This is a genomic window from Pseudanabaena mucicola FACHB-723, from assembly GCF_014696385.1.
Classification (GTDB): Bacteria; Cyanobacteriota; Cyanobacteriia; order Pseudanabaenales; family Pseudanabaenaceae; genus Pseudanabaena.
The window spans coordinates 43,064-58,336 of the sequence record NZ_JACJQB010000022.1; the positions used below are offsets into that span (position 1 = coordinate 43,064).

Consider the following 15,273-nt stretch of genomic DNA (forward strand, 5'->3'; position numbering starts at 1 on the left):
GAGATTCTAGCAAAATTTGCGATCGCACTTCTTCTAGTTTTGCAATCTAGACAACTTTGCTCACCTCAATGTTCATAAAATTATTGCTCTATTATCAAATATCCCAAGCTCTCTAAATCGCAAATAGTATTTTGTACCAAAGGTAATATCTCGACTATACTCTGCGATCGCAAAGTGAGCGGATTGACTGGTCTGATTTTTGCGTAATATTCGCTCAAAGTGCCAATAGTTTGCGGAGAATCGAGTAAGGGCAATAGACAAGCCGCCATAGAGCTATCAATGGTCACAATTGGCTTAACCAAAGATAAATGTTGACTCAGGTTAACTGTACGACATTGCATCACACAACTTTGCAAATCAGCGCTAAATCGTTGAGTCTGTAACTGCGGATGTAAGTAGACCCTTGCTGAATACCAGTCATCTTCATTCCCATCTTCAAAGGATGTCATCTGAGGTGATTGGCGGCTATGACCACACCAAAAATCTAATAGGCGATGGACTGGATTAATTAGCTCATACATCCGCAACTGATCTTCAATACTTACATCGGGTAAACTCATTTCCCAAACTAACGGCAAGCTATCCGACTCTTTAAAAAGCTCCCTCAGATTCCAGTCTCGCCAGTTAACCATACTCACAAATTCTAGTTCAGACTTTCTTAGTGCCGAAAATAAATCTGCGATTGCAAATCCCTTATCTCCTTGTAATAACTGATTTGTTAATATCTTCTCTTTGCCAGCTTCTCCCAAAAAACTAGCATCCCAAGTCTGTACTTTGAGATTAACATTATCTTTCAGGGCTTGCATCGTCTCAATTACTGCCTCTATTTCTAGATCTCCAATGTCCCCATCCATCACCCCCATTAACTTAAACACTTGCTGCGCCCGATAGAAGCTCTCTCTCTGTAAAGCACTATGCAAATTGGCGCGAATAATCCCATTAGGTTTGAGAACAGATTTCATTGCTGCTAGGGCAATCGCAGGGTCAGGCATCAGATATAAAGTCTCATCGCAGTTTATGTAGTCAAACTGATAGCCTAGATCAATCAAGTTCTCAATTGATACGCAATGAAATTCAGCATTGTCAAAACCATGATATTTCAGCCTTTGTTCCGCTAGCTTCACGGACTCTGACGATATATCCACCCCAATAATCTTGGCATTAGGATTAGACTCCGCCAAAATCAAAGACTTATATCCAGAGCCGCATCCCGCATCTAAAATCAACCTGCCTGTTGGATCAATGATTTTGCGATCGCGCCGATAAAAAGCAGTCACTAAATTATGGATATATAACTGATAAGCATTATCCTTGGGCGACTGCTCCAAAGGGATACGCGGATAGGGGCTACTATCAAACTGTTGACGGACTTTTTCTGTTATTAGAAATTGATCTAGGTTCACTAAAATTCTGCTTTTGTCATATTCATTGGCTACATCATAATTGTAACTGTCTAGTATTTTAAAGAAGGTTCAAATAAGTTTTAGCTCAAACCTTTTATAGTGAGATAGACGGTCAAGCTCCAATCACCCTCCTATGCACAATTTACGTAATCTCCTGTTTGCTGCCCTTGGGGGAGTGCTGATGGGACTGACTCCCGATCCCTTTAGTCAATGGTGGTTAGCATGGATTGCCCTAATTCCATTGTGGATGTTGGCGCAAAAGCTCAAGGTCAAAGCTGCGATCGTCATGGGATTTGTCTGGGGATGTTGCTATCACGGCATGGCTCTATTTTGGATTACATCTGTGCACCCAATGGAATGGATGGGTGTACCTTGGTGGACAAGTTTCGGGATTGCCACTTTAGTTTGGGTATTGATTACAGCATGGGGAGCAGTGCTCTCGGGCTTGTGGGCAGGAGGCATGTCATTGCTGACACAGCAGTTAAATGTGACCAGTCGAATTGTGATTGCCTGTGCCATCTTTAGCGGGTTAGAGATTGTTTGGAGCTGGGGACCACTCTATTGGACAGCGCTAGGCTATACCCAGAGCCCTCACGATTTATTGCTATTGCAGATTAGCCGCATCTCTGGACAGCAAACGATGACATCGGCGATTGTGGTGATCAATGGACTGTTAGCGGAGATTTTATTGCATAAAACTTGGCGGGAGAGACGCGGTTTTACGATCGCAATTATTGCTTTTATCGCCGCCATGGTCAGCTATGGCACATGGGAAATGAATCGCGATCGCATGACCAGCAGCAATGGTCAACCCATTAAAGCAGGAATCATTCAGGGTAACTTCCCTAATGCCTTAACTGTAAAGCCTAAAGGTTGGGAAATTGCCGTTAACAACTATACCAAGGGCTATGAGAAACTAGCACAATCGGGTGCAGAAATGATTGTCACGCCTGAAACCGCAATTTCTTTCCTCTATCCCAATTACGACCCACGAAGAGAACCCTTTGATCGCATTGTTGAGAAATATCGCGTTCCTGTCTGGCTCGGTGGCTTCGGTACAACGCGCAACCCTAACGCCGAAGACCCAAATAACTATACCAATAGCCTGTTTTTAATTGATGGTACTGATCGAATTCTTGGGCAGTACGATAAAGTGCGCCTTGTTCCCATTGGTGAATATATTCCCTTCAAGCCAATTTTAGGAAGTTTAATTAAACGTCTATCACCATTGCGTGGTGAAGTTGATGCAGGTTCGAGTGAACAACTTGTTGATACTCCTTGGGGGCGCTTTATTGTGGGGATTTGCTATGAATCGGCATATCCAGCCACATTCCGTTTTCAAACCGCCGCAGGTGGAAGACTAATTCTCTCTGCTTCCAATAATGCTCACTTTGCGCCCTACATGTCCGCCCAACACCATGCTCAGGATGTGGCAAGAGCGATTGAAAGCGATCGCTGGGCAGTGAGGGCAACTAATACTGGTTATTCTGGCTTTGTCGATCCGAATGGGCGCACGGTTTGGCTCTCTGATGTGAATACCTATGAAACCCATCTAGAAACTGTTTATCTTCGTGATACCAAAACTCTATATGTGTTGTGGGGTGATTGGCTGACACCTTTGCTCTGTTTGGTCAGTATTGGTATTTATACTAGGCATCGCTTCTATTCTTGATTTTTGCCAACAATTTATCTGGGCTTTGATCAGCGCAAAGCGTTGTAAAATGCAAAACTAATCCTTGGCGAATTTTAATCATTTGAGCTACAAGTTTGAAACAACGATCTTCAGGAAAATCTGCAAAGCGCTCCTCTTACTGGCAAATGCGAGATTACGTCTATCCCCAGCGTTTTCTGATTGCTAAAGCTTTCTTATGTACATTGATATTTATTGGGACGATGCCTCTGCTTGCCGAGCTATTGGGGCGAGTCGCGCAGGCACTAGGCAAAGGTGATGTGAATGGGATTATCCAAATCGCTATTTTCACAGTCGTTATGTTTGTCTTTCGGGGCTTGGGGCAGTACGGACAGGACTCAATGATGGCAAAGGCGGCGCTGAATGCCGCGAGAGATTTGCGGGTGGATGTCTACTCTCATTTGCAGACCCTCGATCTCGACTATTTCGCCGAATCACGCACTGGTGACCTGTCCTATCGTCTTACCGAAGATATCGATCGCATTGGTGAAGTGATTGGCAAATTTTTTCATCAGTTCATTCCGTCAGTCCTGCAATTAATCTTTGTACTGGCGTACATGATCTATTTAAACTGGATTTTGACGCTGACGACCTTAGCAGTTGCGCCATTGATTGCTCTATTAATTGCTTGGTTTGGCAATCGCATGTTAAACCTTAGCCGCCGCAGTCAAGATCAAGTTTCTAACCTTGCGGCTCTGCTATCAGAGATTTTTAGCGGCATTCGACTTGTGCGTGCCTTTGCCACAGAATCTTACGAAGTCGAACGATTTAAACAGGAATCTGAGCAAAATAGCCGCCGTAAATATGCTGCTGATCGGGTAAGGGCTATTCAATACCCAGTAATTGGTTTTTTAGAAGCTGCAGGGATTTGTTTCCTATTTCTGCTGGGTGGTTGGTTGATTTCTAACAATTGGCTCAAGCCCGAACAATTTGTTGCTTTTGGTGCGGGTGTCGCTCTATTAATTGACCCGATCGCCAATACTACAGGTAGCTATAACGAAATCAAACAGGCCGAAGCCTCTGTGGATCGGATTTTTGAAATTTTTGAAATTCAGCCGATTGTGACGGAAAAGCCGAATGCGATCGCACTTCCTGATGTGACAGGCAAAGTCGAATACATTAATGTTTGCTTCCATTATCAAAATGATCGTCCTGTGCTCACGGATATCAATCTTGTCGCGCATCAAGGGGAAGCCATTGCCCTAGTTGGCTCTTCGGGGGCAGGTAAATCCACATTGATGAATTTGCTCATGCGCTTTCACGATGTCAAGTCTGGCAAAATTCTGATTGATGGTTATGATATCCGTGATGTGCAGATTCAAAGTCTTCGCCGCCAATTAGCGCTTGTTCCTCAAGAAAATATCCTCTTTTCAGGAACTGTTGCCTCTAATATCGCCTTTGGACAGAAGGATTATGATACGAAAGCTGTAGAAAATGCAGCGCGTGTTGCCAATGCCCATGATTTTATTATGGAACTACCCCAAGGTTATGACACATGGGTGGGTGAGCGTGGCGTAAATCTTTCTGGTGGTCAGAGACAACGAATTTCTATTGCTCGCGCGGTTCTGCACAATCCCAAAATCCTGATTCTGGATGAGGCAACATCGGCGCTAGATGCCGAGTCTGAGAGTCTTGTCCAAGAAGCTTTACAACGCTTGATGCAGGGACGGACGGTATTTATCATTGCCCACCGCTTAGCCACGATCAGAAATAGCGATCGCATTTTGGTACTTGACCAAGGTCAAATTGTGGAATCGGGAACCCATGATGAGTTGTTACAAAAAGGTGGGCGCTATTCCCAACTGCACGCTCGCCAATTTGACAGCATTGGTTAAAACAAATAAGACCAGTAAGACAAAAAATATAGATGTTATCAAGTTCAGTCTCCTCGCCACCGTTTAATGTATTACTGCTTGTCCCCACAGGAATTAATGCTGCCATTGGCGGCTATGCAGGAGATGCATTACCAGTGGCAAGGACGATCGCCTCGGTTGCTGATTGCTTGATTACGCATCCTAATGTTTTAAATGGTGCGAGTTTATATTGGTCGATGCCGAATGTGTTGTATACCGAAGGATTTGCGATCGACCAGATGGCAAAGGGGGAATGGGGTTTACGTCCTGTGCGCTCTAATCGAATTGGGGTGATTCTCGATCGCGGAATGGAGGTGGATTTAGAAGTACGTCACCGTCAAGCGATTGCCGCCGCACAGGCAACCCTAGGCTTGAATGTTAGCGATATTTTAGTGACAGATCAGCCGCTAGGGGTGGAATTGCGATCAGGAGAATCGGGTGCGACATGGGGAACAGTTGCCAATCTTGATAGTTTATTGAGAGCTGCTGAAAAATTAATTCAAGAAGCACAGGTAACTGCGATCGCAGTTGTTGCTAGGTTTCCCGATGATCCTGATAGTGAATCGTTACAGAACTATCGCCAAGGCAAAGGTGTCGATGCTCTGGCGGGTGCTGAAGCAGTAATTAGTCATGCGATTGTGCGTGAGTTTGCCATACCTTGCGCCCATGCTCCTGCCTTGCAACCATTACCCCTCGATCCGAGTGTGTCACCTCGTGCGGCGGCGGAGGAATTGGGCTATACATTTTTGCCCTGCGTGTTGGTGGGGTTGAGTCGTGCGCCACAGCTCATTACCAAGCGAGATTTGTGTAGAACTAATGATCTGACGGCTGCGGATATTAATGTCATGATCACGCCCTATAGTGCTTGCGGTGGGGCAGGGCTACTAGCATTGAATCAATTGCCCCATGTTCAGACAATTTTTGTTAGAGAAAATCAAACGGTTTTGGATGTCACCCCTGAAATACTTGGTTTAAATGGCATTCAAGTTAATAATTATTGGGAAGCGATCGGAATTTTAGCAGCGATTAAATCTGGAATTAATCCCCAAAGTTTGAGGAATACTTTTTGTTAATGTCTTTACAATAATAAGAGTATTCCATGGAAAATATATGGTATGACAATCAAATTGCTTTATGAATCAGATTTTTATCGTTGGACAGTTGATCAAGTTGAGCGTTTGCGCTTAGGCAAATTTGATGACTTAGATTTAGAAAATTTAGCAGAAGAGATTGAGTCTTTGGGTAATCAGCAAAGATCAGAATTAGAAAATCGATTAGGAATTTTATTAGGACATCTACTCAAGTGGGATTTACAACCAAATTTACGTGGTAAGAGTTGGCGATCGACTATTCGTGAGCAAAGACGACAAATCCAAAGGCTAATCACAAAAAATCCTAGCCTAAAGTCTTATTTAGATGAGGCAATATCCGAAGGTTATGAGTCGGCTTTGGATCTCGTAGTGCGGGAAACACCTTTAGATTATAAAGACTTACCTGAGGTATGTCCCTATGCGATCACCCAGATTTTTGATAATAATTTTCCTATAGGCGTAGAAATAGGATGACTTTGTGTAACAATTGTAGATCGCACTTTTAAGTAATCTCACAACTAAAAAAATGGCTAAAAACAAAGGTGTCCGTCTTGTCGTTACGCTAGAGTGCACCGAATGTCGCACCAATGCTAATAAGCGCTCTCCTGGTGTGTCTCGTTATACGACCATGAAAAATCGTCGTAATACAACCGCAAGATTAGAACTCAAAAAGTTCTGCCCTCATTGCAACTCTCATACCGTTCACAAAGAAATCAAATAGTCCCTTAACCTAATTATTAAAACCGCGTAATCCCAATTATGGCAATGAACTCCTCTTTTTATCGTAAGCGCCTCTCTCCGATTGCGCCTGCTGCCAAAATCGACTATAAAGATGTCGAATTACTGCGTAAGTACATCACCGAACGTGGCAAAATTCTTCCCCGTCGCATCACAGGCTTAACTGCAAAGCAGCAACGCGCCTTAACAACTGCGATTAAACAAGCTCGCGTTGTTGCCTTGCTTCCTTTCATCAACAAAGAAGGCTAAACAATACTAAAAAAGAAAGGACGCGATGCGTCCTTTCTTTTTTGTTTGTAGAGATAGAGAGACGCAATGCGTCTCTCTATTTTTTTAGGCATTGCTCAACCACAGCAACCACCGATTGCGAAAGACTATCAAAGTCATAGCCACCCTCTAGACCAAAAACAATTTTGGGGGTAATTTCTAGGCATAGTTGCGTAAAAGTCCCAAAATCCTCTGGTTTGAGGAAAATGCTCGCTAAGGGGTCATCGGCATTGGCATCGAAACCTGCACTGACAATTAAAAGATCAGGTTGAAAATCTTGTAAAAAGGGGATGATTTGATTGGTGAAGACGGGTAAATATTCCGCAATGGCAGCACCCGATCGCATGGGAATATTCAAAATATTGCGATGTGCGCCTGTTTCATCGGGATGACCTGTCATTGGGTAAAATGGCGACTGGTGAGTGGATACATAGGCAATATCGTGACGCTCCCACACGGCTTCCTGTGTACCATTGCCGTGATGTACGTCCCAGTCGAGAATAGCTACGCGATCAAGGTTTTTGCGATCGCAAGCTGACATAGCGGCAATCGCAGCATTGCCAAAAATGCAAAAGCCCATGCCTGTATGGGCGCGAGCATGGTGTCCGGGGGGACGGGCTAGCACAAAGGCAGGGCGACCAGACTCTAGCACCAGATCGACTCCATCCAGCCATGCACTCACCGCCAAAAGTGCCACATCATAGGTATTAACTGAGGCGATGGTATCACCGTCGATATAGCCACCGCCCATCATGGTCATGGCTTGTAAGCTGTCGATATAGGCTTTTGTATGAAAGCGCTGCACTTCTTGCAAAATATCGATGCCTGACTGCTTACGGCTATGGATATCGGTGGGTTCTTGCCAAATTAATTGCTCTGCGATCGCAGAATTTTTGAGGGCTTCAACGATTGCAGTTAGGCGACCTGCTTTTTCAGGATGATAAGTACCTGTGTCATGCTCTAAGAAAGCTTCAGAGTAAATAATTGGAAATTTGTAATTATTTTGGGCTGAAGTAATGGTGGGAGATGAAAACATAGTTGTTATAACTTGGAATTGATTAATACTTAAATAAATACTGGGATGAATACTTGCTATCCTTGGTATCTACCTAAAGACTAGCGTTATACTTTTAAAATTACAGCTTTGAACTACAGCTTCGACTGCAATCTTTTTGTAGTGCTGCAACAAATTTTACTTGGGTCTATCCTGTGGTCGATTCTTTACAGTCAAAACAGCCGATTGATACAAAAATGCTAGCCGTCCCCCAAGAACTGGCATCAAAGATCCAAGAGATTATCAGTCTCTACGATCAACACAACCAACAAAATATCGCCAATTCTTTAGACAATTTAATTTCTGAGATTAAAAGGGCTGTTAACCATCCTTTCATAAATATTGAAAATACGGAGCAATTGCCTGAAAGCATTACGGATTCAGAAGAAACGGAAATACACGATATTGGGGGGGATAATCAGGCAGATTTTCGGAAGCGGTGGGATGACATCTTCAATGTGCAGGTTTATATTGACACGGATATTTTTGGAGAGCTAGATCCGCGTCCACCTGCATTAGTGGAACTCGACAGCAGCGCCAATGCTGACACCGTTATTCAGCATACGGATGCAACTGCCGCCTATGTCCAAACTTGGAAGGATCTCGCGCAGAGCATATCTTCTTATCCCGATGATTTATTCACAAGGCTCTGGACAACTTCGGAAATTGCCAAAATTGTAGAATGTTCGCCCAGTAGTTTGCGACGGGCGCGGAGAACGGGGAGGTTACCAATTAAAGTTAAAGATTTAGTTCTTGATTGTATTGCCCATGATGGCAAGCGACGGCTTTGGTTTGTGCGTCCCGATTGATTTGGGGCTACAGTCCATTGCCAATGATAATAAATGGCGACCAATAGTAAGGATGGCTAAAATCACGATTTTGGGGTGATTTAATCATTGCTCTTTGCGACTTTGCTAGAACTTCAGCCTTAGACAACTGCGGGTTAGGAAGAATATCATAAAAATTGTCCATTAAAGCCTGCGTGCCGCCATCAGAGACTTTCCAGAGCGATGCGATCGCCGCTTTTGCACCTGCATATTCCATTTGATAGCCAAAACCCATAATTTCAGTGCCATTGCCAAGTCTGCCGCCAACCCCTGTTTCGCAAGCGCTGAGGATGACCAGATCGACGTTTTGCAGTGACCATGTGGAGACATCACGGAGGGATACACGACTGCCATCGCCAAACATGACAAAGGAATCTTCGGGTTTACCATTGACAAAGGCGGCATGGGTGGCGAGATGGATGATGTTGTAATCCTTGAATTTAGAAACTGTAGAACTCGCACTAAAATTGCGATCAATAAATTTGGTCGTCTCAGGTAATTTAGCCACAAGATTGTTTACTTCTTGCCCCGCAAAGGGTAATCCCGCAAAGTCAAAGGTTTGTCCATTTACCTTAAAAACATATTTGCCAGAGGTAAATGCACCCGCCAGTACACGGAGCTGATTATTGCGATCGCGATTGCTTAAATTGGTCAGGCTAGCGGCGGTAATTGTATTAATGGCATAGCGTTCTACGAGCCATTGTTGGCGATCATGGAGGGCGGCTATTGGTAAGTAACGCAACTGTCCATCGGGGGCATAGATAATTGTTTGCACATTAGCTTTTTCTAAATCCGCCGCGATCGGCTCAATCAGCAATGTATAGAGTTGATGAGCTGAGTCTAATATATCGAGGGAACTAGGGTCACGTACATCGATGCGGAAAGTAATAATGGCTCGATTGAGTTCCTCTTTAGAAATTGCCACAGTGCGACGAATTGGCGCACCTTCAGCAGTAACCAAAATTAGCTCTAGGCGATCATCAAGGACTAGTGGGTAGAGAATTGCAGCTTTTTGCGATCGCAGTTGCAAATTCTTTTGTAGATCGCTAAATTGCTGGAGATTGACCTGATTGCGATCGCCCGTTTGATTGACTTGGGAAAGAATCGTTGTCACCGCAGGACTTTGAATATAGTTGTCGATCTGTTTCGCCGCCCGTTCTTGCACCTCTCGCAATTCCTGTAGACGCTGAATTTGTTGCGGTGTGCGATTTTTCTGCGTGATTTTGAGGATTTCTAGTTGTTCTTTACCTGATTGAATGGAACGGGATTGAATTGCATTATAATCCGCCAAAAATCTTTGTTCAGCCGCAAGAAACTCAATACCCTTAGCTGTTTCGTTATTACCGCGTACATTTTGCAGATAATCGTCTAATTCCTGCACCTTCAGCAAATCCAGTACCTGTTGTGCTTCGAGAATGCGGTTTTGCTTGAGCAATAGATCAGCCAGATCGCGATAGGTATCAGCAACAGTGCCCGTAAAGGTTTGTTGATCGGCAACAGATAGCGATCGCAATTCTTTGCGAATCGATTCGCGCAGATTCACGGATTGCTTATAAAAGAGAATGGCTAACTCTGGTTGCTTCCATCGGGTGAATAAATCTCCCAAACTGCTGAGATCAATACTTTCACTGCGTCGTTCTCCTAACTGACGATGAATTGTCGCCGCCTGTTGGTAGATATTGAAGGCTTCAGGATAGCGATTGAGATTAGCGTAGACCGTGCCAAGATTACTCAAAGTTTTCGCTTCAGCCGAAAGATCGCCAATAGCAATCACAATTTCTAAGGCTTTCTGATAGTTTGCCAAAGCCTGTTCATACTGTTTTAAAGACCGATAGACTTCACCAATATTGTTGTGGGTGATGCCCTGTGCAGGTAAGTCATTCAGTTCTTGATGAATCATGAGCGCTTGGTTGTAATAACTGAGGGCTTTTTGAGCATCACGTTTATCATCGTAAACTGAACCAATATTACTCAGAAAAATACTCTCTAGCTGCCGATCACCGAGCTGCCGAATCTTAGGCAAAGCTCTGCCATAGAAGTCTAAGGCATTATCTAGTTGACCTAATTCCTTATAGACAGTCGCAATATTGTTGATAGTTGTTGCTTCTTGGCTAGTCAAATTCAGTTGTTGCGAAATTTCTAGAGAAGCTTTGTAGGCATTTAGAGCTTCTAAATATTTACTCTGACTGCGATAGACACCTGCCATATTATTGAAAATACTAGTTTCGATGCGACGTTCGCCTGTGGCTCTTACGATCTTTAGTGACTTGCGATAAAAGTCCAAGGCTTTCTCGAACTGTCCCATGCGGCGATAGGCAAACCCAATATTTAGTAAGACTCCTGCGGTTCCCTTTTGATTGTTATTTGCTTCATAAATAGCTAAAGCCTCTTGTAATCGTTCCAATCCTTGGCTAAATTGACCAATTTCCACTTGAATATTGCCAATATTATTGAGAATTGTTAATTCTCGTGCCTGATCTGAGATTAAGCGCACTCTTGTAAGGGCTTGCTCATAGGTGGTAATTGCCTGTTGCCAATTATTAGCTCGATTGAAGGCAAAGGCAAGATTTTGCAAAATTAGCGCTTCATCAGATCTAACCCGACGATTTTCTTCAGCATCTTGTAGCTGAATTTCTCGAATAATCTTAAAAGCATTTTGATAGGAAGCAATCGCTAAATCGGTTTTCTGTAAATCTAGATAGACATTGCCAATGAAGTTGCCAGTTCTCGCCTCCGATAGCCGATCTCCTTCTTGCTGAAAAATTGCGATCGCTTTTTGAAATAATTGCAACCCCTGTTCCTTTTGACCATTCTGTAACTGTTGTCTTGCCTGAATTACTAGCTCAAAACCTTGTTTTAATGAGGGTTTTCCTTCGGCTAATCGTTCGGGCAGATGCACATTTTGCGTTGTGGCATGGGGCAAAGGGATTGCAACCTTATTTTTTGCCTGAGCTGGGCTAGGTATGGCGATCGCCATGAGGAAAATTGCTAAGACGGAGCGATATAGCATAATTAGCTTTGGGGAGAAAGTGGATCAAATCAGAAATCGCGTATTTCTAGCTGGTATCCCAAGTAAAATCATAAATATACATTTTGCAGATATCTGCAAAACTTTGTAAAAGTTCTCACAGCATAGCCTAGGCAGTTTAAACCGATGTATACAGTTTTAGAATCGATTGCGACTGCCAATCCTCCCCATAAGCTTACTCAGTCTCAAGCAGCAGACTTTATGCTCCACACTGAAAGTCTATCACCTGCGATTAGAAAAAGAATACCTGCAATTTATGCGAACTCAGGCATCGATTATCGCTATAGCTGCATTCCCGACTATGGCGGAGATTTGCAGAAATTTGAACTATATCCTCAAAATTGGGAACTGACCCCAGCCCCCACCAGCTTTAGGCGCAATCAAATATATACAAAATACGCACCCCAAATTGCCCTGCAAGCTGCCCAACTTGCGATCGCAAAGACAAATCTCAGCGTCAAGGAAATTACGCATTTGGTGGTCGTGAGTTGTACTGGTTTCACTGCGCCGGGGGTAGATATTCAACTCATTAAGCAACTAGGTTTAGAGCCGACGGTTTCACGGACGATGATCGGCTTTATGGGTTGCCATGCGGCTTTTAATGGGCTACAAACGGCTCATGCCATTTGTCAAGGCAATCACTGCGCTAAAGTTCTCTTGGTTTGTGTGGAATTATGTTCACTACATTTTCAAGTTGCAGACACCCTAGAGAATACAATTATCAATGCTATTTTTTCCGATGGTTCCGCCGCCGCTATCCTGACTGCACAACCATTTTCACAGGCAGAAGGGAAACTCACTTACACGGCTGGATCAAGTCAGTTGATAGAGAATACAGAGGAAATGATGAACTGGACAATTGGGGATACTGGCTTTTTAATGGGATTATCTCCAAAAGTCCCTGATGTAGTCGTAGAGCATGTCCCCAAGTATCTCCAGACCTTCTTAAGTCAATATCATCTTAAGCAGGAAGATCTAGATTTTTGGGCAATTCATCCAGGGGGAAGAAGAATTATTGAAAAGATTCAAACCGCTTGTGAGCTTAGCGATGCTATGGTCTCTGATTCCTATGAAGTTTTGCGCCGCTATGGGAATATGAGTTCACCAACAGTTCTCTTTATCCTCAAACAGATTCTTGAAAATCAGGCAACCAATCCTGCATTACATCATGGAATTGCCCTAGCATTTGGACCAGGACTATCGATTGAAGGTTGTCTATTCCAAACAGTGTAAGTATTCTCAATCTTTTGTTGCACGCTATCTGATTTCCAAAAAGTTTAATTAGGAAAAGTTTAATTAGGAATATATATGCCTTCATTTCAAATTCGTACCGATCAAGATGAGTTGATGGATGATTTCTCAATTCAGGATGAACGCCTTACCGATGCCCTTGAGCAACTGCGTCCGATCAATCAACTGCTCGGTGGTTATGCCACCACAATGGAGGTGCTTGCTCCTTTTTTGCGATCGCAAGCCCACACTCAACAGCCAATCCGCATTCTTGATTTAGGGACAGGTATTGGTGATTTTCCTGAATATATTGTGCGGTGGGCAGCAGCTCAATCACCGCCGATCAATGTCGAAATTGTGGCAATCGATGCCAATCCTGTCACCGTAGACTATGCCCGTCAAGCCTTGCAAAAACGATTGCCCGCAGAGTTTTATCGCAAAATCAAAGTCGAGGTTGCTGATGCCTTGGCACTTCCCTATGCCGACGATCAGTTTGATATTGCGATCGCAGCCATGTTTTTGCATCACTTTGCCCATGACAACGCAGTCCAAATTTTGCGATCGATGCAGCGTGTCTCCAAACAGGGAATTGTGGTGAATGACCTCCATCGTCATCCTCTCGCCTATTACGGCATCTATGCTCTGACCCGACTATTACCTGCTGCCCCGATGGTACGCAATGATGCGCCACTCTCAGTTTTGCGTGGTTTCAAATCACCTGAATTGCAAAGTATTGCTACCGCCGCAGGTTTAACCAAGTTTTCGCTAAAGTGGCGCTATGCCTTTCGCTGGGTTTTACATAGCATTGTCTAACCTCTTGATTGTTGATGAAGCGCAACGCGGAGCGTTGCACTTCATCAATTGTTGTAAACTATGATGTATTTGAATTTAGGGTAAATATCGTGTCACAACGTACAGCAAGACAATGGATTATTAACGGTGTCTTGATCGTAGTTACGCTCTCATTTTTGGGCGTATCAATTGCACCACTAATTGGCGGACTCTTCGCACCACCAACGCAACAACCAGCTAATAATTCTGCTCAAAATGCTTCAGAACAAGAACGTATCAAGATTCAAATCGAAGGTTTTGAGGCTGTACTAAAAAGCGATCCTAAAAATCAAACTGCATTAATTGGTCTAGTTAATCTCAGAAACCAATTAGGAAATGTCAAAGAAACAATCGAGCCACTACAAACCCTCGCTGATACTTTCCCCGATCAGCCTGAATATCGGATGACCTTGGCACGTACCTATATTGAACTGAAAGATCCCCAAAATGCCTCGGCAGAATATCGCAAGATTCTGACCACCAAACCCGGTTTTCTTCCTGCCATTCAGAGCTTGGTTAGTATTGAGTTAACCGACAAACGACCTGAAGCGGCGATCGGGCTTTTGCAAGATACCCTCAAAACTGCGGAAACTGCTAATAAAATCCAAGCCGATAGCGTTGACACCAACTCAGTACGTTGGATTCTCGGTGAAGTCTATCGTCAACAAAATCGTATTGACGACTCGATCGCCACCTATGACCAAATGATCAAAGACAACGCCAAGGATTTTCGTCCCTACGTTGGTAAAGCCCAACTAAGACAGATTCAAGGCAAAGATGATGAGGCAAAGAAACTATTTGATAAAGCCTTAGAGCTTGCTCCTGCTGAGTTTAAGGATGAAGTAAAGCGTCTATCGGCACTCTCACCTAAAGCCCAACCATTTGTTGATCCTGCTAAGCCACCTAGTGCCGCTCCGCAGCAATAAACATCGCTTTTTTAAAACAGAGAATGAGTTGCGGTGCTTCGCGTCGCAACTCATTCTCTGTTTTTTGGGGTTATAAACTGATGTTACGTGGAAGGAATAGCCAATTTTTGGAGAAGAGAGAAACTAGCCCTAAGGGCATTGAAGTAGAGTTTAGACTTGAGAGCAAAGTGATTGAGTTTAGTTTTAATCCGAAGGCGCTCTAGCTTAACAAAAGCAAAAAAGCAAGCAAAGATGTGATTTTTCTGAGTATGAGGAATCCCAGTGGGCGACTTAGCAAGAGCCAGATTAGATTTCAAAGACTTGTGAAACTCTTCAACTTTCCATCGTTTTTGATA

Annotated in this window: 13 protein-coding genes and 1 pseudogene; 10 read left to right on the plus strand and 4 right to left on the minus strand. The window is 43.7% G+C overall.

Annotated features, from left to right (window positions below):
* Positions 1-80: 80 nt before the first annotated feature.
* On the minus strand, positions 81-1,403 hold the full coding sequence (locus H6F41_RS11665; RefSeq protein ID WP_322095910.1) for a class I SAM-dependent methyltransferase: 1,323 nt from the start codon (positions 1,401-1,403) through the stop codon (positions 81-83).
* A gap of 133 nt (positions 1,404-1,536) precedes the next feature.
* Between H6F41_RS11665 and lnt the strand changes: the two genes are divergently transcribed.
* From lnt to rpsR, 6 genes are all read left to right on the plus strand, one after another.
* On the plus strand, positions 1,537-3,075 hold the full coding sequence (lnt, locus tag H6F41_RS11670) for an apolipoprotein N-acyltransferase (protein WP_190403652.1): 1,539 nt from the start codon (positions 1,537-1,539) through the stop codon (positions 3,073-3,075).
* 146 nt (positions 3,076-3,221) lie between these two features.
* Positions 3,222-4,928: an ABC transporter ATP-binding protein gene (locus H6F41_RS11675; protein ID WP_190403664.1), complete on the plus strand. Its 1,707-nt coding sequence runs from the start codon at positions 3,222-3,224 to the stop codon at positions 4,926-4,928.
* Positions 4,929-4,960: 32 nt separating this feature from the next.
* On the plus strand, positions 4,961-6,019 hold the full coding sequence (locus H6F41_RS11680; RefSeq protein ID WP_190403653.1) for a DUF3326 domain-containing protein: 1,059 nt from the start codon (positions 4,961-4,963) through the stop codon (positions 6,017-6,019).
* Between the two features lie 42 nt (positions 6,020-6,061).
* Positions 6,062-6,511: a DUF29 domain-containing protein gene (locus H6F41_RS11685; protein WP_190403654.1), complete on the plus strand. Its 450-nt coding sequence runs from the start codon at positions 6,062-6,064 to the stop codon at positions 6,509-6,511.
* 52 nt (positions 6,512-6,563) lie between these two features.
* Complete coding sequence (rpmG, locus tag H6F41_RS11690; protein WP_094535841.1) at positions 6,564-6,758, plus strand: 50S ribosomal protein L33; 195 nt, start codon at positions 6,564-6,566, stop codon at positions 6,756-6,758.
* A 44-nt stretch (positions 6,759-6,802) separates the two neighbouring features.
* Positions 6,803-7,024 carry a 30S ribosomal protein S18 gene (gene rpsR / locus H6F41_RS11695; RefSeq protein WP_055074037.1) on the plus strand — a complete coding sequence of 74 codons (222 nt, stop codon included), beginning with the start codon at positions 6,803-6,805 and terminating at the stop codon, positions 7,022-7,024.
* Between the two features lie 76 nt (positions 7,025-7,100).
* Here the strand turns inward: rpsR and H6F41_RS11700 are convergent, their stop codons facing one another.
* Positions 7,101-8,078: a histone deacetylase family protein gene (locus H6F41_RS11700; RefSeq protein ID WP_190403655.1), complete on the minus strand. Its 978-nt coding sequence runs from the start codon at positions 8,076-8,078 to the stop codon at positions 7,101-7,103.
* Positions 8,079-8,251: 173 nt separating this feature from the next.
* Here H6F41_RS11700 and H6F41_RS11705 point away from each other — a divergent pair, with 173 nt between their 5' ends.
* On the plus strand, positions 8,252-8,905 hold the full coding sequence (locus tag H6F41_RS11705) for a helix-turn-helix transcriptional regulator (RefSeq protein WP_190403656.1): 654 nt from the start codon (positions 8,252-8,254) through the stop codon (positions 8,903-8,905).
* A 7-nt stretch (positions 8,906-8,912) separates the two neighbouring features.
* Here H6F41_RS11705 and H6F41_RS11710 read toward each other — a convergent pair whose 3' ends face one another.
* Positions 8,913-11,933: a CHAT domain-containing protein gene (locus tag H6F41_RS11710; protein ID WP_190403657.1), complete on the minus strand. Its 3,021-nt coding sequence runs from the start codon at positions 11,931-11,933 to the stop codon at positions 8,913-8,915.
* 144 nt (positions 11,934-12,077) lie between these two features.
* Between H6F41_RS11710 and H6F41_RS11715 the strand changes: the two genes are divergently transcribed.
* The 3 genes from H6F41_RS11715 to H6F41_RS11725 all read left to right on the plus strand — a co-directional run bounded on the left by H6F41_RS11715 (position 12,078) and on the right by H6F41_RS11725 (position 14,938).
* Entirely contained in the window at positions 12,078-13,184 is a 1,107-nt protein-coding gene (locus H6F41_RS11715; protein ID WP_190403658.1) for a type III polyketide synthase, read from the plus strand.
* A 75-nt stretch (positions 13,185-13,259) separates the two neighbouring features.
* The gene (locus H6F41_RS11720) at positions 13,260-13,994 is read left to right on the plus strand and encodes a methyltransferase domain-containing protein (protein WP_190403659.1); all 735 of its coding nucleotides are present in this window, start codon (positions 13,260-13,262) and stop codon (positions 13,992-13,994) included.
* A gap of 89 nt (positions 13,995-14,083) precedes the next feature.
* Positions 14,084-14,938 carry a tetratricopeptide repeat protein gene (locus H6F41_RS11725; RefSeq protein WP_190403660.1) on the plus strand — a complete coding sequence of 285 codons (855 nt, stop codon included), beginning with the start codon at positions 14,084-14,086 and terminating at the stop codon, positions 14,936-14,938.
* 83 nt (positions 14,939-15,021) lie between these two features.
* On the opposite strand, the pseudogene H6F41_RS18825 reads toward H6F41_RS11725, so the two are convergent.
* Positions 15,022-15,273: pseudogene (locus tag H6F41_RS18825) on the minus strand (IS701 family transposase); the annotation flags it as partial.

What these genes read in the sequence shown, in the direction of transcription:
- lnt (WP_190403652.1), top strand. Translation starts at nt 1,537, where the DNA reads ATGCACAATTTACGTAATCTCCTGTTTGCTGCCCTTGGGGGAGTGCTG.
- H6F41_RS11675 (WP_190403664.1), top strand. Translation starts at nt 3,222, where the DNA reads ATGCGAGATTACGTCTATCCCCAGCGTTTTCTGATTGCTAAAGCTTTC.
- H6F41_RS11680 (WP_190403653.1), top strand. Translation starts at nt 4,961, where the DNA reads ATGTTATCAAGTTCAGTCTCCTCGCCACCGTTTAATGTATTACTGCTT.
- H6F41_RS11685 (WP_190403654.1), top strand. Translation starts at nt 6,062, where the DNA reads ATGACAATCAAATTGCTTTATGAATCAGATTTTTATCGTTGGACAGTT.
- rpmG (WP_094535841.1), top strand. Translation starts at nt 6,564, where the DNA reads ATGGCTAAAAACAAAGGTGTCCGTCTTGTCGTTACGCTAGAGTGCACC.
- rpsR (WP_055074037.1), top strand. Translation starts at nt 6,803, where the DNA reads ATGAACTCCTCTTTTTATCGTAAGCGCCTCTCTCCGATTGCGCCTGCT.
- H6F41_RS11700 (WP_190403655.1), bottom strand. Translation starts at nt 8,078, where the DNA reads ATGTTTTCATCTCCCACCATTACTTCAGCCCAAAATAATTACAAATTT.
- H6F41_RS11710 (WP_190403657.1), bottom strand. Translation starts at nt 11,933, where the DNA reads ATGCTATATCGCTCCGTCTTAGCAATTTTCCTCATGGCGATCGCCATA.
- H6F41_RS11715 (WP_190403658.1), top strand. Translation starts at nt 12,078, where the DNA reads ATGTATACAGTTTTAGAATCGATTGCGACTGCCAATCCTCCCCATAAG.
- H6F41_RS11720 (WP_190403659.1), top strand. Translation starts at nt 13,260, where the DNA reads ATGCCTTCATTTCAAATTCGTACCGATCAAGATGAGTTGATGGATGAT.